The sequence below is a fragment of the Salinarimonas rosea DSM 21201 genome (assembly GCF_000429045.1).
Lineage (GTDB): Bacteria > Pseudomonadota > Alphaproteobacteria > Rhizobiales > Beijerinckiaceae > Salinarimonas > Salinarimonas rosea.
In genome coordinates this window covers 55,787-73,298 of sequence record NZ_AUBC01000012.1, presented here as the reverse complement: position 1 = coordinate 73,298, position 17,512 = coordinate 55,787, and the positions used below count along the sequence as shown (strand labels likewise).

Below are 17,512 nucleotides of genomic sequence, written 5' to 3'. Positions count from 1 at the left end.
CGAGACGGACGTCGCCGGATAGGACCGACGGGCAACCCTCGGCCCGGGCGGCGCGTTGTCGCGCAGCATGCCCGACACGATCCGCCCCTCCCGCCTCGCCTCCCGGCGCGTCCGCCCGCGCGGCCTCGCGCTCGCCGCCGCTGCGCTCGCGCTCTCCGCGTGCTCCGGCGAGCAGGCGGTCAACGCGCCCGCGAGCGCGGACGCCGAACGGGTGGCGAACCTGTGGACGGGCTTCCTCGCCTTCTCCTCCTTCGTCTTCGCGCTCGTGATCGGCCTCGTGGTCGCCGCGATGCGCACGACCTATACCGAGCCCGCGAGGCCCCTCTCGGTGCAACGCGGCTGGACGCTCGTGCTCGCCGGCGGCGTCGTGCTGCCGCTCGTCGCCGTGGTCGGCCTCGTCGGGTCGGGCCTGTGGATCGGCGGCGTCGTCGCCCGCAACGAGCCCCCACCCGACCTCACGGTCGAGATAGCGGGCAAGCGCTGGTGGTGGGAGGTGATCTACCGCGGCGAGGACGGCGCGGAGATCGCGCGCACCGCCAACGAGATCGTGCTGCCGGTGGGGCGCGCGGCGCGCGTCCTGCTCACCTCCGACAACGTCATCCATTCCTTCTGGGTGCCCACCCTGCAGGGCAAAACCGACATGATCCCCGGGCGGGTCAACGAGAGCCGGCTGACGCCCCGCGAGACGGGGCTCTATCGCGGGCAATGCGCCGAGTTCTGCGGCGTGCAGCACGCGTACATGGCCTTCGTCGTGGAGGTGATCGAGGCGGAGGCCTTCGACGCCTGGCTCGCCGACCAGGGCCGAGCGCGGGCGATCCCGGACGACCCGCTCCTCCGCCGCGGCCTCGCGGTCTTCCTGGAGGCCGATTGCGGTACCTGCCACGCCATCCGCGGCACGCCCGCGGACGGCGGGATGGGCCCGGACCTGACGCATCTCGCCGCCCGCGAGACGCTCGCGGCGGGCACGATCCCCAACACGAAGGGCCACCTCGCCGGCTGGATCGGCGACCCGCAGCAGGTCAAGCCCGGGGTGCTGATGCCCGCGACCGCGCTGCGGCCGGACGACCAGGAGGCGCTCCTCGCCTACCTGGGCTCGCTGGAGTGAGCGCGATGGAGGAGCGACGCGAGGCGCCGACCCGGGAACGGAGGTCGGAGGAGCATCAGGAGCCGCTGCACCCGGCGATCGAGGACGACGCCGAGGAGACGCGGCGCCTGACGGAGACCTGGGCGGCGCCGACGGGCTTCGTCGGCTGGTTCATGCCGGTGAACCAGCGCATCATCGGGCGCCGCTTCATCGTCACCGCCTTCGTCTACTTCGTGCTCGCGGGGCTGCTCGGCATCGCCATGCGGCTCCAGCTCGCCGCGCCCGAGAACGACCTGCTCGCGCCGGAGATCTACAACCAGTTCTTCACCGTGCACGGCACGGCGATGATGTTCCTCTTCGCCATCCCCGTGCTGGAGGGCTTCGCGCTGTTCGTCGTGCCGATGATGATCGGCACGCGCGACATGGCCTTCCCGCGGCTCAACGCCTTCGGCTACTACGTCTACCTGATCGGCTCGGGCGTCTTCTTCCTGATGCTGCTCGTCGGCATGGCCCCGAAGGCGGGCTGGTTCAACTACGTGCCGCTGTCGGGCAAGCTCTACGAGCCGGGGCTCGGCGTCGACATCTGGACGACGATGATCACCTTCATCGAGGTCTCGGCGCTCACCGCCGCCGTCGAGCTCATCGTCACGATCCTGAAGCTGCGCGCGCCGGGCATGACCTTGAACCGCATGCCGGTCTTCGTCTGGGCGTCGCTGGTGATGGCCTTCATGATCGTCTTCGCCATGCCGGCGATCATCGTGGCGTCGAGCCTGCTCATCCTCGATCGGCTGGTGGGAACGGGCTTCTTCGTGCCGGAGATGGGGGGCGACCCGCTCTTGTGGCAGCACCTGTTCTGGTTCTTCGGCCACCCGGAAGTGTACATCATCCTGGTGCCGGCGCTCGGCATGGTCTCGACGATCATCACCACGTTCTGCCAGCGCGCGCTGTTCGGCTACACGGCGATCGTCATGTCGATCGTGGCGACGGGCTTCGTCTCCTTCGGGCTGTGGGTGCACCACATGTTCGCGACGGGGCTGCCGCATCTGGGCATGTCGTTCTTCATGGCCGCGTCCGCGCTGATCGCGATCCCCAACGGCATCCAGGTGTTCTGCTGGATCGCGACGATGTGGGGCTCGCGCATGAGGCTCGCCACGCCGATGCTCTACGTGCTCGGCTTCTTCTGGGTGTTCGTCATGGGCGGGCTCACGGGCGTGATGGTCGCCTCGATCCCGTTCGACCTGCAGGTGCACGACACCTACTTCCTCGTGGCCCACTTCCACTACGTGCTCATCGGCGGCTCGGTGATGCCGGTGATCGGGGCGCTCTACTACTGGTATCCGCAGATGACCGGGCGGATGATGAGCGAGACCGCCGGGAAGATCTCCTTCGGCCTCGTCTTCGTGGGCTTCAACGTCACCTTCTTCCCGATGCATCAGCTCGGGCTCGAGGGCATGCCGCGGCGCGTCTACACCTATCTCGAGGAGACCGGCTGGGGCGAGCTCAACCTCGTCGCCACGATCGGCTCCGTCGTGCTGGCCGCCGGCTTCGCCACGACCATGGTCAACGCGCTCGCGAGCCTGCGCTGGGGCGAGACGGCGCGCCGCAATCCGTGGGGCGCGGAGACGCTCGAATGGGCGACGGAGAGCCCGCCGCCGCCCTACAACCAGCGTCACATTCCCGTGGTGAAGAGCCGCGAGCCGGTCTGGGACTGGCGCGAGGAGGACGAGCGGCCCGTCGTCGTCGGCCTGCGCTCGGACCGGCGCGAGGTCGTCGTCACCTCGATGCTCGACGCCGAGCCGCAGGCCGTGCAGGTGCTGCCGGGGCCGACGATCTGGCCGTTCCTGTCGGCGCTCGCGGCGACGGTGGGCTTCATCGGCATCCTCTTCCACCCGGTCTTCTTCGTGGTGAGCTTCTTCCTCGCCTTCTTCTCCTTCGTCGGCTGGTTCTGGCCGCGCCGGCCCTGGCAGGAGGATTGAGCCATGCGGCAGTTCGCCGGCACCGACGTTTCGGGCCTCACCCGCTTCGCCAAGCAGACGCACCCGCTCTACGCGGGCATCATCGGCCTCATCGCCATCGAGCTGACCGTCGTGGCGATGCTCGTCGTCAGCTACTCGTACCTGATGCTCACGGCGCCCGAATGGCCGCCCGCCGGGCTCGCGCCGGCGCCGCTGCTGTGGCCGTCGGTCAATCTCGGGCTCCTGCTGACGTCGATGGTGACGATGCGCTGGGCGGGCAACCGGATTACGGCGGGGGACCGGCGCGGGCTGATCCTCGGGCTGCTGGCGAGCGTGTCGCTGCACGCGCTCGTGCTCGTCTTCCGTGCGCTCGAGATGGCGGCCTACGAGTTCCGCTGGGACGACCACGCCTACGGCTCGCTGATGTGGACGATCTCGGGCTTCCACTTCACCCACGTCGCCTCGGCGATCGTCGGCACGCTCGTCGTCGCCATCCTCGCGGTGAAGGGCTACTTCACGCCCGAGCGCCAGCTCGGCGTCGTCGTCGACACGCTCTACTGGAACTTCGTCAGCGCGGCCTGGATCCCCTTCTACCTGGCCCTCTACTGGGGCCCGCGGCTGATCTGAGGAGGCTCGATGGACGACGACGATGACCGCACGCGCCGCTACCGCACGCCCACGGGGATCATGCAGCTCTGGGCCGGCTGGGCGCTCGGGCCAATCGCCTGGGCGATCCACCAGAACGCGGCGTTCTGGATCATCCCGGCGCTGTGCGAAAGCGGCAGCCGCTGGCCGCTGTGGCTGATCACCGCCGTCACCCTCGCCGTCGCCGTGGCCGGCGGCGCGATCTCCCATCGCGCCTTTCGCGCCTTGGGAAGCCGCTGGCCCGGCGACGAGGCCGGCACCGTTCCCGCCCGCTCGCGCTTCCTCGCGGCGGCGGGCGTCGGCATCGCGGGGCTCTCGTCGCTCGGGATCGTCGTGGAGAGCGTGGGGATCGCGGTGCTCGACCTGTGCGCGGGCGTGCCGTGAGAAGGGCGCTCCCGAGGCTCGCGCGCCGCCCTCAGGGGCGCCTGTCCACCTACCCGGCCACCCGCCCGATCACCGCCTTGCGCATTGCACCGTCGATGCGCGCATGCGCGCTCACGCGCTCGGCGCCGACCAGCCCGGCGAGGCGGTGGAGCGCCGCGCGCAGGGCCTCGCGTTCCGTCGAGGGCACGGCCTCGAGCCGCTCCACCATCAGCCGGCGGCCCTCGACGAGGCGCAGGTCGACGATGCCGGCGAAGCGCGCCCGGTGGATCAGCGGCATGGCGAAGTAGAAGCTGCGCTCGCGCCTGGGCTTGTACGCCTCGAACAGGAAGCGCCGGCCGAACAGGCGCTCGAAGCGCGGGCGATCGAAGAGGAGGTTGTCGAGCGGCGGCACGATCCGCATCGGCTCGTCCGCGGCCGGCGCGTCGCCCTCGGCGGCCGCGCGCAGGGCCTCGAGATCCTCCGCGAGCACGAGGTGCGGGACGGGCTCCCCGGCGATCACGACCTCCACCGGCACGGCGCCGATCCGGTCGAGCGAGGCGCGGGTGAGCGTGCGCAGGCGCTCCTTGCGCGCATCGCCTCGCCATGGTCCGGCGTGATGCTGCACCCGCTCGACGAGCGCGTCGGGCGTCGCGAGGCGCAGCACCTCGAGCGCGTAGCGGGCGAGGTCCGCGATCGCCGCCTCGTCGAGCGGCCCGGGCACCACGGGCTCGCAGGCGTCGGGATGCAGGCGCTCCGTGAGGTCGAACAGCCGCTCGAACGCCTGGGAGCGCCCGGCGATCTGGAGCCGGCCGGCGAGGTGGAGCCGCTCCAGCGCGATCGTCGTCGCCTTGAGCGTATCGAAGCCGCCGCGCACGCGCATGCTGTCGAAGTCGCGCGCCTTGGCCGGGCCGTTCTCGCGGATCCGGTCGAGGACGCGCTCCTCCACGGCCGCGACCTCGGCGTCGCTCATGCCGGCGATCCGGTAGCGCCCGGCGCGGTGGGCCATGCCCTCCATGAAGCGCCGACGCCAGGCGCTGCGCACGAGGTGGACCGGATAGTGCTGCTCGACGAAGCCGCCGGCTCCGTAGACCCGCGCGTCGAAGCCGCGGGTCGGCACGTCGGCGCGCGCGGCGAGGACGAGCTCGTGATTGCGCCCGCCGGCAATGCGGATCGTGTCGATCTGCACCATGCCGAGCCGCGACAGCGGCGTCGCATCCGCCCAATGCGCGCCCGCGAGCCCCAGCCGCTCGCACAGGAACCGCCGCGCCGCCTCGGCCTCGATCCGCATGCCCACTCCTCGCTCTCCCGATCCGCAACCCGGCCGCCGATTCGCGCGACGCTCGTCCCGGTTCGAGCCTAGCCCAGCGCCGCCGGAGCGGCAGCCCGGTTCCGCTGAAGTGCGGATGCCGGCGGGGCTTGCCAACGGCCGTCGTCCGGCAGACCATGGACGGGCGAAGTAAAGCGCCCGCGAGAAGGCGCGTCCCCACGAGGGGCGAAACGCGGGAGGTCATCCATGCCGGACACGGAGATCAGCGGCGGCGCGGCACGGTGCGTCGCCATCGTCGGCCCATTCCAGAGCGGTAAGACGACGCTCATGGAGAGCCTGCTCGAGCGCGCGGGCGCCGTCGCGCGCGCCGGCTCGGTGGCGGCGGGAACCAGCGTGGGAGACTCGAGCCGCGAGGCGCGCGCCCATGCCATGAGCACCGAGCCGAACCTCGCCAGCGCCGACTTCCTCGGCGAGACCTTCCATTTCGTCGACTGCCCCGGCTCCGTCGAGCTCGCCCAGGACATGCGCGCGGTCCTGCCCGCCTGCGACGCCGCGATCGTCGTGTGCGAGGCCGACGAGCGCAAGATCCCGGCGCTCGAGCCGATCCTGCGGGAGCTCGAGGAGGCGGACGTGCCGCGCTTCCTCTTCCTCAACAAGATCGACGTCGCCGCCCAGCGCGTGCGCGACACGCTCGCGCTGCTCCAGCGCGCGTCGCGCACGCCGCTGCTGCTGCGCCAGATCCCGATCTGGAAGGACGGCATCGCGGTGGGCTTCGTCGACCTCGCCCTCGAGCGGGCCTTCATCTACCGCGAGCACGCGCCGAGCCGGGTCGTCGAGGGCTCGGACACCGCGCCGCCGGACGCGCGCGATGCGCGCTTCCAGATGCTGGAGCGCCTGGCCGACTACGACGACGCGCTGATGGAGGAGCTCCTCTCCGACATCGAGCCGCCGCGCGACCGCGTCTTCGACGACCTCGCCCGCGAGCTGCGCGAGCGCCACGTGGTGCCCGTCCTGTTCGGCTCGGCCGAGCACGGGAACGGCGTGACGCGCCTGCTGAAGGCGCTGCGTCACGAGGCGCCGCGGCTGACCGAGACCCGCGCGCGCCTCGGCGTCTCGCCCGAGGGGCCGCCGCTCGCCCAGGTGATCGCCACGCGCCACACGAGCCACGGCGGCAAGCTCTCGATCGCCCGGGTGCTGCGCGGCCGCATCGCCGAGGGGGACGGTGTCGTCGGCTCGCGCGGCGCGTCCGGCCGCGTCGCCGGCGTCGCCGCCCTTTGCGGCGAGGCGAGCCGGCGCATCGGCGAGGCGGGCGAGGGCGCCCTCGTCGGCCTCGCCAAGCTCGACACGATCGTCACCGGCGAGAGCCTTCAGGTGGGCCGCGAGCGGCCGGATGCCGTCGCCACCGTGGTCGCGCCGGACCCCGTCCACACCCGCATCGTGCGCGCCCCCGACCGCAAGGACGAGGCGAAGCTCGCCGCCTGCCTCGCCAAGCTCTGCGAGGAGGATCCCGCCCTCGTCGTGCGCCAGGACGCCGACACCGGCGCCCTGCTGATGATGGGGCAGGGCGAGATCCACCTGCGCCTCGCGGTCGAGCGGCTCGCCGGCCGCTGGGGGCTCGCGGTCGAGACCGCTGCGCCGGCGGTCGCCTATCGTGAGACGATCCGCCGCCCCGCCAGCGCGCGGGCGCGCCACAAGAAGCAGACCGGCGGGCACGGCCAGTTCGCCGACGTCGCCGTCTCGGTCGCGCCGCTGCCCCGCGGCGAAGGCTTCGCCTTCGGCGACACGATCACCGGCGGGGTCGTGCCCAAGCAGTGGATCCCCTCCGTGAAGGCGGGTGCCGAGGCCGCGCTCGCGAGCGGGCCGCAGGGCCATCCCGTGGTCGACGTCGCGGTGACGCTCACCGACGGCGGCTGGCACGCGGTCGACAGCTCGGACGCCGCCTTCCAGGCCGCCGGGAGAGCGGCCGTGGCGCAGGCGCTCGCGGAGGCGGGGACGATCGTGCTCGAGCCCATCCTCGCGGTGGAGATCGTCGCGCCCTCCGACGCGATCTCGAAGGCGACGCAGCTCGTCTGCGCCCGGCGCGGCCAGATCCAGGCCTACGTGCCGCGCCCGGGCTGGGAGGGCTGGGACGTGCTGACCGCGCTCGTGCCGGAGCCGGAGATGGACGGCTTCATCGTCGACCTGCGCTCGCTCACGGCGGGTGTCGGCACCTTCCGCGCCCGGCCCGACCACATGGCGGAGGTGGTGGGCAAGCCGGCGGGGGCCGCGAGCGGACGAGCCGGGTAAGGCCCGCCGTCCCGCCCGGCCGGCCGGGCGGAGCACGAATGCGTGGCGGGCATGAGGCTTTGCGCCCCTCGCGCCCGGTGGACAGTGACCGCGCGGGAACTAACGTCGTCGGCCGCGCCGATCCGGCGCGTTCCTGCGGAAAGTCCTGCCGTGATCCCCACCTTCCTGCGCACCGCGCGCGCCCTCGGCGCCTGCGCGCTGCTCCTCGGCCTCGTCCCGAGCGCCGCCCTCGCCCAGAACCGGGTCGTCGAGATCGTCAACCGCACAGGCGTGACGATGATGGAGTTCTACGCATCCAACGTCGATCGCTCGACCTGGGAGGAGGACATCCTCGGCGCGGACGTCCTCGGCAGCGGCTCTTCCGTCGACGTCGACATCGACGACGGCTCCGGCCAGTGCCTGTTCGACTTCCGCGCCGTGTTCGCGGACGGCGACGAGGTCGTCGACGAGGCGGTGAACGTCTGCGAGATCTCCACCTTCACCTACGAGTGAGCCGCGCACCTGCGAGTGAGCCCCGGCCTCACGCCGCCCGCTGCGCCAGCCGCACGCGGGCGGCGTCCGCCGTGCCCGGGCGGCCGATCAGCCAGCCCTGCGCCTCCGCGCAGCCCTCCGCCCGGACGCAGGCGAGCTGTGCGTCGGTCTCGATGCCCTCCGCCGTGATGGCGATGCCGAGCCGCGCCCCGAGCTGGACGATGGCGCGCACGATCGCCGCCGTGTCCGGGTCCTCCATGTCGCGGATGAACGACCGGTCGATCTTGATGCGGTCGAAGGCGAACCGGCGCAGGTAGGACAGGGACGAGTAGCCCGTCCCGAAATCGTCGAGCGCGATGCGCACGCCGAGATCGCGCAGCGCCCGGAGCTGGCGCATGACCGCCGCGTCGTCGCCGATCAGGACCGTCTCCGTGATCTCGAGCTCGAGCCGCGACGCCGGCAGTCCCGAGCGGGCGAGCGCGTCCTCCACCGTGGCGACGAGGCCGTCGCTCTCGAACTGGGCCGGTGAGACGTTGACGGCGACCCGCGTCGGTGCCGGCCACGTCGCCGCGACCGCGCAGGCGCGCCGCAGCACGAACTCGCCCAGCTGCGCGATGAGCTTCGCCTGCTCGGCGAGCGGCACGAACCGGTCCGGCGGGATCGGCCCGCGGGAGGGGTGCGTCCAGCGCGCCAGGGCCTCGAAGCCGGCGACGCTGCCGGTCTCGAGATCGAGCGCCGGCTGGAAGTGGAGGTCGAGCTCCTGGCGGGCGATCGCCTCGCGCAGGTCGATCTCGAGCTCCTGGCGCTCGCGCTCGCTCGCGTCCATCTCCGGCTCGAAGAAGCGCACCGTGGAGCGCCCCTCGCCCTTGGCGCGGTAGAGCGCGAGGTCGGCGCTCTTGAAGAGCTGGTCCGCGTCGACGCCGTCGTGCGGCGCGATGGCGACGCCGATGCTCAACCCCACCGGGAGATCGCGGCCGGCGAGCGCGACCGGCGTCGCGAAGGCCTGCGAGATGCGCTGCGCCAGGGAGCGCGCGGCCTCGGGCTGCTGCGCGCCGATCTGGAGGACGGCGAACTCGTCGCCGCCGAGCCGGGCGACGACGTCGCTCGCGCGCACCTGCCCCACCAGCCGGCCCGCCACCGCCTTCAGCAGCGCGTCGCCGACCGGGTGGCCGAGCGTGTCGTTGACCGCCTTGAAGCGGTCGAGGTCGATGCACACGAGGGCCACGCTCTCGTCCGTCTTCGCCGCCGCCTCCAAGGCCTCGTCGAGGCGCTCGCGGAAGTGCGCGCGGTTGGGCAGGTCGGTCAGCACGTCGTGGCGGGCCATGCGCTCGGCGCGGTGCTCCGCCTCCTTGCGGTCGGTGATGTCGGTGTGGGTGCCGACCATGCGCATCGCCCGGCCCGCACCGTCGCGCGAGACGACCTTGCCGCGATCGAGGATCCAGCGCCAGGAGCCGTCCTCGTGGCGGACCCGGTGCTCGCTCGCGTAGAGTGCCGTGACGCCCTCGAGGTGCTCCGACAGGCGCGCCTCGACGGCGTCCCGATCCTCCGGATGGATCAGCGAACGCCAGCTCGAGACGTGGGTGCTCACCTCGTCGCGGCGATAGCCCAGCATCTGCGCCCAGCGCTCGCTGTGCCAGCCCTCGCCGGTGCGCACGTCCCAGTCCCAGATGCCCTCGTTCGTCGCCTCGAGCGCATAGGCGAGCCGCTCCTCGCTGGCGCGCAGCCGCGCCTCCGAGCGGCGCATGGCATCCTCGACGAGCTTGCGCTCGGTGATGTCGATGTTGAGCCCGAGCACGCGCTCGAGACCGGTTTCCGGATCGCGGCTGGGGCGTCCCACGGCCATGATCCAGCGCGTGCGGCCGCTCGGCAGGCGCACGCGGAACTCGGTGGCGTAGGAGCGCCCCGTGGCGAGGGCGGCGGTTCGGGCCCGCAGCACGCGTTCGTGGTCGTCGGGGTGCATCAGCGCCTGGAAGGCCTCGCCGGCCAGCATGTCCGGCGCATCGTCCGGCAGGCCGAGCAGGCGCTTGCTCTCGCGCGAGAGTCGGGACGCGCCCGAGGCGACGTCGCGCTCGAACCAGCCGGCGCCGCCGGCTTCGAGCGCGAGCTCGAGCAGCTCCGTCGTCCGCGCGAGGCGCTCGCGGTCGCGCAGGATGTCGTCGATGTCGAGCGAGGCGGCGAGCCACTCGACGACGCCGCCGTCCTCGTCGCGGCGTATCGGGCTCAGGGTCAGGTGCTGCCAGCGGTAGGCACCGTCGTGGCGGCGCAGGCGTCCCTCCGTCTCCACGCACGAGCCGGACTCGATCGCGGCAGCGCGCATCGCCGAGAGGCGCGCGTGGTCGTCGGGATGGCGCAGCGCGATCCGCGCGGCGAGCGAGTCGAGGTCTCCGCCGTGGTACTCGCGCAGCCGCGCGTTCTCGAAGACCGTCCGGCCGGCCGCGTCGGTGATCCAGACCTTGTGCGGCAGCGCCTCGGCGAGCGCCCGGTAGCGCGCCTCGGCCGCGGCGACGCGGGCGTCGCTCCCCGCCTCCTCCTCCCGCCGCCGGGCGCGCAGCGCCTCCACCACCATCGCGGCGCAGTCCTTCAGCGCCGCGACCGCCTCGGCGCCGATGCTCCGTGCGCGCGTGTCGATGACGCAGACGGTGCCGACGCGGATGCCCGGATCGAGGACGAGCGGCACGGCGGCGTAGAAGCGCACGCCCGGCTCCCCGGTGACGAGCGGGTTGTCGCGAAAACGCGGGTCGGCGGTCGTGTCCTCCACGACGAGCGGCTCGTCGGACAGGATCGTATGGGTGCAGAAGGAGATCTCCCGCGGGGTCTCGCGCAGGCCGATGCCGTGACGCGCCTTGAACCATTGCCGGTGCTCGTCCACGACGGTGACGAGCGCGATCGGCGTCCCGACGAGCCGCGCGGCCGTGCGACAGGCGGCGTCGAAGGAAACCTCGGCGTCGGTATCGAGGATACGCAGTGCCCTGACGGCCGCGAGCCTTTCGGCTTCGTTCGCCGGAAACGGAACCATGACCACCCCTGTTGGAGCGCTCCAAGCGTGGAAGACGCCCATCCGAGGTCGATCCTGCGGCCCAAAAGGTTTTACGTTGGTTATTGACGGGAGAAAAACCGCGCCTCAGCTCGCTTTCCCGTGTTGCCTCGTCGTTGTGTCCGCAGTTTTCCAACCAAAGCTGGCATCGGGATGACAATCGATACTGGGCAGATACGGTTTCAGGTCGATCAGAGGTGTGCCGTCGAGGCAATCGAGGCCGCGGACATGGAGGTGCGTGCCTTCGATCCGCTCCAGCCGCACGCACGAGAGCGCGATCGGGTTCGGGCGCGCGGGCGAGCGCAGGGCGAAGACTCCGCGCGGCGCGCCGTGGCTGCGCGGGCGCTGGACCACGAGATCGCGCGCGGCGCGGTCCATCCAGTAGAGCACGATCACGTGCGAGAAGGTCTCGAGATCGGCGAGCCCCTGGGCGAAGCGCGGATCGAGCTCGATCGTGCACGGCGCGTCCGAGGACGCGGGGTTCTTCGGGCACTCCTCACGACGCGTCCAGGGCGTGCGGATGCGCCCGATGAAGTGGACGCCCGCGTCGGTCCGCTCCGGGAGCGTCACCGCCACCTCGCCCGGGCGCCGGGCGCCCGCCTCGTCCTCCGCCGTGCTCATCCCGCTCTCCCTCGCACCGTGGGGTGCGTCTCGTCCCCGTCTTGCGCCCGTCGCCGGGCCTTGTCACAAGGAACGACGCGGGGCGCGGTGGCAAGAGGGCAGGCGCATCCTCCCGTCGCGCGGCGGGAGGCCGGCGCGCGCCGGCGCGAGACCAGGACGGAGGGGATCATGGCCGAGGCGAGGACCGCAGCGACGCACGCGCCGCAGATCGAGGCCTGCGCCAGCGCGGAGGAGGCCGTGGCACGGCTCGGCGCGCTCTACGACGGCGCGGCCGACGCGCTGCGCGAGGCGGTCGCGCGCTTCGTCCACGGCGGCGCGCCGCCGACGCCCGAGGAGCGCGCCCGCTTCCGCTATCCGCTCCTGCGCGTGATCCACGCCGGGGACGGCGCGCCCCCGCGCACGGAGCGCGCCTATGCCAAGCTGCAGGCGACGGGCCTCTACGAGACCACGCTGACCCACCCGGCCCAGTTCCGCACCTACCTGCTCGAGCAGCTGCGCCCGCTCGTCTCCGAATACGGCGTGAGGCTCGAGGTCGGGCTCTCCGAGCACGAGATCCCCTACCCCTACGTGCTCGAGCGCGGCGACGAGCTCTCGCACGGCGTCGTCACGGCGAGCGACCTCGCCCAGCATTTCCCGACGCCGGCGCTGGCCGAGGTGGGCGACGAGATCGCCGACGGGCTCTGGGACATCGACGAGGCGCCCGCGCGCCCGCTCGCGCTCTTCGACGCCGTGCGCGTCGACTATTCGCTGCGCCGCCTCGTGCACTACACGGGTTCGGACTGGCGGGCGGTGCAGCCCTGGATCCTGCTGACGAACTACCACCGCTACGTCGACCAGTTCGTGCAGTGGAGCCTCGGCGAGCTCGCCCGCGAGGGCAGCCCCTACACGCGGCTCTCGCTGCCCGGCGGCATCGTCGTGGAGCGCGCCGACGCCGCGTCGGAGAGCGCCGAGAGCCTGATGACGCGCTCGCCGTGGCACCGCTACCAGATGCCGGCCTACCACCTCGCCCGCGAGGACGGCCACGGGGTGACGCTCGTCAACATCGGCGTGGGCCCCTCCAACGCCAAGACGATCTGCGACCACCTCGCCGTGCTGCGCCCGCATTGCTGGCTGATGGTCGGCCATTGCGGCGGCCTGCGCCAGTCGCAGACGATCGGCGACTACGTGCTCGCCCACGCCTACCTGCGCCAGGACCACATACTCGACGCGCTGGTACCGCCGGAGGTGCCGATCCCGGCGCTGGCCGAGGTGCAGATCGCGCTCCAGGAGGCCGCCGCGCAAGTGACCGGCGAGGCCGGCGAGCTGCTCAAGCGCCGGCTGCGCACCGGCACCGTGGTCACCAACGACGACCGGAACTGGGAGCTGCGCTGGACGCAGGAGCGCCGCCGCTTCAACCTCTCGCGCGCCATCGCGATCGACATGGAGAGCGGCACCATCGCCGCCCAGGGCTACCGCCTGCGCGTGCCCTACGGCACGCTGCTCTGCGTCTCCGACAAGCCGCTGCACGGCGAGATCAAGCTGCCGGGCGCGGCCTCGGCCTTCTACCAGCGCGCGGTGGGCGAGCACCTGATGATCGGCCTCTCCGCCCTCGACATCCTGCGCGGGCAGAAGACCTCGTTGCATTCGCGCAAGCTGAGGTCCTTCGACGAGCCGCCGTTCCGCTGAGCCTCGGGCAGGCCGCACGCGCCCTGCGGCGCTCGGCGCCGCCTGCGCGAGTCGCACCGCGGCCGGCCGTCGACGCGACGTCGCCGGCGCCTTCAGCCCGGATCGTCGAGACGCACGACATCGTCCGGCTTGCGCGCGAGCCGGGCGAGCGCATCGGCGACGCGCACGCCGGCGATGGTGCGATCGGGCGCGATCTCGGCGAGCGGCACCAGCACGAAGGGCCGGGCGAACAGCTCGGGATGCGGCAGCGTCAGCTCCTCGCCGCGCATGGCGAGATCGCCGTAGTGCAGGACGTCGATGTCGATCACCCGCGGGCCCCAGCGGACCTCGGGGGTCCGCCCGAGCTGGACCTCGAGCGCCTTGCACAGGCGCAGCAAGGCCCGCGGCGGCAGGCTCGTCCAGCCGATGGCGCAGGCGTTGAGGAAGTCCTGCTGGTCCTCGCGGCCCCAGGGCGCCGTGCGGTAGGTGTGCGACACCGCCTCGATCGCGAGCCCCGGCGACGCCCCGAGCCGGGCGAGCGCGGCGCGCAGGGTCGCGCGGCTGTCGCCGACGTTGGAGCCGAGCGCGAGGGCGATCGGCGTGCGGCGCACCCGCAGGATCTCGACGCCGGCGTGGTCGATGGACGCCGCGATCGGGGCGGCCGGCTTGCGAACGCGCACCCGCACGTCGAACACGCTCGGGAAGGCGTCCAGCACGCGCGTGGCGATGCGCTCGGCAAGCGTCTCCACGAGCTTGAACGGCCCCGACGCCGAGATCTCGATGGCGAGTGCGCACAGCGCCCCGTAGTCGACCGCCGCCTGCGGATCGTCGCCGCGCGCGGCCTCCTCCACGTCGGTGCCGCAGTCGATGTCGACGTAGAAGCGCTGCCCGAGCCGCGTCTCCTCCGGGAAGACGCCGTGATGGGCGAAGAGGCACAGGTTCGAGACGAAGACACGGTCGGTCATGCCAGCGCTCCCGTCGCCCGCAGCATGGCGAGCGCGTCGACGTGCGGGGCGACGTCGTGCACGCGGATCACCGCCGCGCCCGCGAGCACGCCGGCGATGTTGGTGGCCAGCGTCGCCGGCAGCCGCTCGTCGACGGCGCGGCCGAGGAGGCGCCCGAACAGCGACTTGCGCGAGACGCCGAGCAGGATCGGCCGGCCGAGCGCCGCGAGCCGCGGCAGGGCGCGCAGGCAGGCGAGGTTCTGCTCCACCGTCTTGCCGAAGCCGATGCCGGGATCGACCAGGATGCGGTCCTCCGGGATGCCGGCGCGCGCGGCGCGGGCGAGCGCCGCGTCGAGCACGCGCTCGACCTCGGCGACGATGTCGAGGTCCGCGTCGATGCTCTCGCGGTTGTGCATGATCACGAGCGCGGCGCCGGTCTCCGCCACCGCGTCGGCCATCGCCGGATCACGCCCGAGCGCCCAGACGTCGTTGACGACGACCGCGCCGCGCCGCACCGCCTCGCGCGCCACCGCTGCCTTGTAGGTGTCGATCGAGACCGGCACGTCGAGGCCCGGGCAGAGCGCGTCGAGCACGGGCCCGACCCGGGCGAGCTCCTCGTCGGCATCCACCGGCACCGCTCCGGGCCGGGTCGATTCACCCCCGACGTCGATCACGTCAGCCCCCTCCCCCGCCATGGCGCGGCCCCGCGCGATCGCCGCGTCGTGGGCCGCATGCAGGCCGCCGTCCGAGAAGCTGTCGGGCGTGACGTTGAGGATGCCCATCACGAGCGGCCGCGCGGCGAGGGCGGCGAGGAAGGCGTCGCGGCGGGCGACGCCGGCGGGGTCGAGCATGGGCGGCTCCGGGGTGGCACGGTCGGCGCCTGATTGCGCCGAGCCGGGACCCGCGCGCAAGGGGGTGCGGCGCGCCGCAGGCATGCGCACGCGGCGCTCATCGTCGCATCGGCGCGCCCTGGGCCGCATACCACGCGGACACGGCGGCGATCTCCGCATCCGTCAGCCGTTCGGCCGCCATGCGCATCACCTGCGCGAAGACAGTGCCGCCGCGATCGCCGTCGCGCCAGGCCTCGAGCTGGAGGGCGAGGTAGCGCTCGTCCTGGCCCGAGATCAGCGGGTACCAGGGCGACGTCTCCGGCCCGTGGCAGCTCGCACAGGCCGGCACGCCGCGCTCCGGCACGCCGATTGTGGCAACACGCTCGCCCAGCGCACGCGCCCCCGCGTCGGAGACCGGTGCGCCGGCCGGCCCGGCGGGGAGGCCGGCGTAGTATTCCGCGAGCCCGCGCATCTGCGCGTCCGTCAGCCCCACGGCGACGGGGCGCATGAAGCCGCTCTGGCGCGCGTCCCGCGCGTATGCGCGCAGGGAGGCGTGGAGATAGGCCTCCTTCTGGCCGGCGAGCTTCGGGAACGCCCCCTCCCCGCGCCCCAGGCCGTCCGCGCCGTGGCAGCGCACGCAGCTCTCGGCCAGGATCTCGCCGATCGGCGGGTCGACGAGGCGGCGCAGCCGCGTCCCGCCGCCCGGCGCCTCGGGGCCGCCGGGCGCGAGCGCGGCCTCGCGCACCGGCGCCGGCGCGGCCTCTTCGAGGCCCGCGAGGCGGCTCCACTCGGCGGGCGTCATCCCCGGCAGCCGCCGCAGGAAGGCGACCATGGACCAGACCTCGTCCTCGCGATGCTCGGCGGGCCAGGCGGGCATCGCGGAGAACTTGATGCCGTTCTGGACGATCCAGAACAGCTCCTCGTCACTCCAGTCCGGGATGCGGCTCTCGAGCCGCGGCGGCTGCGGGGTCATGGCGCGGGCGATGGCGGAGCGCGCCTGCCCCGGTGCGCCGTGGCAGGGCGCGCAGCCGCCGGCGAAATGCGGTGCGCCGCGCAGCGCCAGGGCGGGATCGGCGACGTCGACGTCCTCCGGCTTCGCGACGGAGACCGCCGCACGGGTCTCGACGCCCTGGCGCATGGCGAAGTGCAGGAACCAGGCCGTCGCCGACCAGTGCCCGGACCGCGCCGAGATCGGCGCGAGCCCCGCCCAGGCGTAGACGAAGCCGCCGATCGCCGCGAGGGCGAGGAACGCGCCGATCGTGCCGAGGCGGCGGCGCCAGGAGAGACGCCGCAGGAGCGTGCGCGCCCGCCGCTTCATGGCCGCGCCTCCTCGCGCAGCAGGGTCGAGAGCAGCACGAGGCCGCCGACGAGATACACCGTGCCGCCGACCGCGAGCATCATCACCCCGCCGACCTGCTGGTCGAACAGGCCGAGGCAGGCCTCGTAGAGCGGGCGGGGGGCGAGCGCGAGGAGCACGCCCAAGAGCCCCATGTGCATCGAGGTGAGCAGCAGCGCCCCGACGCCCGCCGCCGCCCGCTCCCGCCGCACCCGCGCCGCGCCGCCGAGCGCGGAGATCCAGACGAGGAGGCCCACCGCGAGGAACGAGGCCTGCTCGGCGACGAAGACCTCCGGCCGCATCCGCGCCGCGTCGTGCGCCGCCGGCGCGTGCCAGCCCCAGACGACGACCAGCTCCAGGAACGCCGCCGGCAGCGGCGCGAACAGGAGGGGCACCCGCGCCGCCGGATCGTACCGGCTCCCGGCAAGCCCCGCGGCGATCAACGGGGCGGCGAGCGCGACGACCCCGAGATGCATCGTCATGTGCGCCCAGAAGCGCGTCATGGCGAGCGCCGGCAGCGGGCCGATCCAGGCGGCGGCGAGGAAGGCGAGCCCTGCGCCCAGCAGAAGAAGGCGCCGCGCGCTCATATGCGTGCGCGCGCTCATCGGCAGGTCTCCGTGAAGACGACCACCATCCCCACGAACAGCACCGCCACGAAGCTGAGCGCCGCGAGCAGCAGCGTCGAGAAGCCGAGGAAGCGGTGGCGGTCGGCGGGCGTGTCGAAGTCGTGCGGCACGGTGGCGTCGCCGTAGGAATGGTGGCGGAAGCCCCAGATCCCGACGATGGCGATCGCCAGGAGCGCCACGCCCGTGTAGCCGGCCACCAGCCAGCGCGCGCCGTCGAGCGCGCCCGTGCGCCCGGCGACCTTGGCGCACCAGATCGCGGCGGTGATGTAGGAGGCGAGGAAATGCGCCGCCCAGATCGCCGGCGCTGCGGGGATCATGAAGATCGTCTCCCGCCGGGCCTGCAGCTCGTCGGGAATCTCCTCGCGTCGGGCGGCGTCGCTGCGGTCTTCCATGCGGTCTTCCATGG

The 17,512-nt window shown here is 73.0% G+C and carries 15 protein-coding genes; 7 read left to right on the top strand and 8 right to left on the bottom strand.

Going from position 1 to position 17,512, the window contains the following annotated elements; genetic code table 11:
* Positions 1-67 precede the first annotated feature (67 nt).
* Genes coxB through G407_RS26955 form a run of 4 tightly spaced genes read left to right on the top strand, consistent with a single transcriptional unit; the run spans position 68 to position 4,068 of the window.
* Entirely contained in the window at positions 68-1,105 is a 1,038-nt protein-coding gene (coxB, locus tag G407_RS0110385) for a cytochrome c oxidase subunit II (protein ID WP_043539513.1), read from the top strand.
* Positions 1,106-1,110: 5 nt separating this feature from the next.
* Entirely contained in the window at positions 1,111-3,060 is a 1,950-nt protein-coding gene (ctaD, locus tag G407_RS0110380; protein ID WP_084327461.1) for a cytochrome c oxidase subunit I, read from the top strand.
* A gap of 3 nt (positions 3,061-3,063) precedes the next feature.
* Positions 3,064-3,666, top strand: a complete 603-nt coding sequence (locus G407_RS0110375) for a cytochrome c oxidase subunit 3 (RefSeq protein ID WP_029030751.1) — start codon at positions 3,064-3,066, stop codon at positions 3,664-3,666.
* Between the two features lie 9 nt (positions 3,667-3,675).
* Positions 3,676-4,068 carry a hypothetical protein gene (locus G407_RS26955; protein WP_043539481.1) on the top strand — a complete coding sequence of 131 codons (393 nt, stop codon included), beginning with the start codon at positions 3,676-3,678 and terminating at the stop codon, positions 4,066-4,068.
* 49 nt (positions 4,069-4,117) lie between these two features.
* Here G407_RS26955 and G407_RS0110365 read toward each other — a convergent pair whose 3' ends face one another.
* Positions 4,118-5,335 carry a DNA glycosylase AlkZ-like family protein gene (locus G407_RS0110365; RefSeq protein ID WP_029030750.1) on the bottom strand — a complete coding sequence of 406 codons (1,218 nt, stop codon included), beginning with the start codon at positions 5,333-5,335 and terminating at the stop codon, positions 4,118-4,120.
* 225 nt (positions 5,336-5,560) lie between these two features.
* Here G407_RS0110365 and G407_RS0110360 point away from each other — a divergent pair, with 225 nt between their 5' ends.
* Both G407_RS0110360 and G407_RS0110355 read left to right on the top strand, forming a co-directional pair.
* Positions 5,561-7,600, top strand: a complete 2,040-nt coding sequence (locus G407_RS0110360; RefSeq protein WP_029030749.1) for an elongation factor G — start codon at positions 5,561-5,563, stop codon at positions 7,598-7,600.
* Between the two features lie 150 nt (positions 7,601-7,750).
* On the top strand, positions 7,751-8,092 hold the full coding sequence (locus tag G407_RS0110355) for a hypothetical protein (protein WP_245259071.1): 342 nt from the start codon (positions 7,751-7,753) through the stop codon (positions 8,090-8,092).
* Between the two features lie 28 nt (positions 8,093-8,120).
* Here G407_RS0110355 and G407_RS26950 read toward each other — a convergent pair whose 3' ends face one another.
* Together G407_RS26950 and tsaA are read right to left on the bottom strand one after the other, a co-directional pair.
* Positions 8,121-11,087 carry a bifunctional diguanylate cyclase/phosphodiesterase gene (locus G407_RS26950; protein ID WP_052341205.1) on the bottom strand — a complete coding sequence of 989 codons (2,967 nt, stop codon included), beginning with the start codon at positions 11,085-11,087 and terminating at the stop codon, positions 8,121-8,123.
* A 105-nt stretch (positions 11,088-11,192) separates the two neighbouring features.
* Positions 11,193-11,726 (bottom strand): tRNA (N6-threonylcarbamoyladenosine(37)-N6)-methyltransferase TrmO, encoded by a 534-nt coding sequence (gene tsaA, locus G407_RS26945; protein ID WP_052341204.1) that lies wholly within the window; start codon positions 11,724-11,726, stop codon positions 11,193-11,195.
* A gap of 168 nt (positions 11,727-11,894) precedes the next feature.
* On the opposite strand from tsaA, the gene G407_RS0110340 reads away from it, so the two are divergent.
* Positions 11,895-13,391, top strand: coding sequence for an AMP nucleosidase (locus G407_RS0110340; RefSeq protein ID WP_052341203.1), 1,497 nt, complete (start codon positions 11,895-11,897; stop codon positions 13,389-13,391).
* Positions 13,392-13,483: 92 nt separating this feature from the next.
* Here the strand turns inward: G407_RS0110340 and folK are convergent, their stop codons facing one another.
* The 5 genes from folK to G407_RS0110315 form a co-directional block, all read right to left on the bottom strand.
* Positions 13,484-14,335, bottom strand: coding sequence for a 2-amino-4-hydroxy-6-hydroxymethyldihydropteridine diphosphokinase (gene folK / locus G407_RS0110335; RefSeq protein WP_029030746.1), 852 nt, complete (start codon positions 14,333-14,335; stop codon positions 13,484-13,486).
* Positions 14,332-15,165, bottom strand: coding sequence for a dihydropteroate synthase (folP, locus tag G407_RS0110330; protein WP_029030745.1), 834 nt, complete (start codon positions 15,163-15,165; stop codon positions 14,332-14,334). Before folP ends, folK begins: the two co-directional genes overlap by 4 nt.
* A gap of 97 nt (positions 15,166-15,262) precedes the next feature.
* Complete coding sequence (locus G407_RS0110325) at positions 15,263-16,462, bottom strand: c-type cytochrome (protein WP_043539479.1); 1,200 nt, start codon at positions 16,460-16,462, stop codon at positions 15,263-15,265.
* Positions 16,459-17,085 carry a cytochrome c oxidase assembly protein gene (locus tag G407_RS0110320; RefSeq protein WP_029030743.1) on the bottom strand — a complete coding sequence of 209 codons (627 nt, stop codon included), beginning with the start codon at positions 17,083-17,085 and terminating at the stop codon, positions 16,459-16,461. Before G407_RS0110320 ends, G407_RS0110325 begins: the two co-directional genes overlap by 4 nt.
* Positions 17,082-17,498 carry a hypothetical protein gene (locus G407_RS0110315; protein WP_210163103.1) on the bottom strand — a complete coding sequence of 139 codons (417 nt, stop codon included), beginning with the start codon at positions 17,496-17,498 and terminating at the stop codon, positions 17,082-17,084. The genes G407_RS0110320 and G407_RS0110315 overlap by 4 nt, the downstream gene beginning before the upstream one ends.
* Between the last annotated feature and the right edge of the window lie 14 nt (positions 17,499-17,512).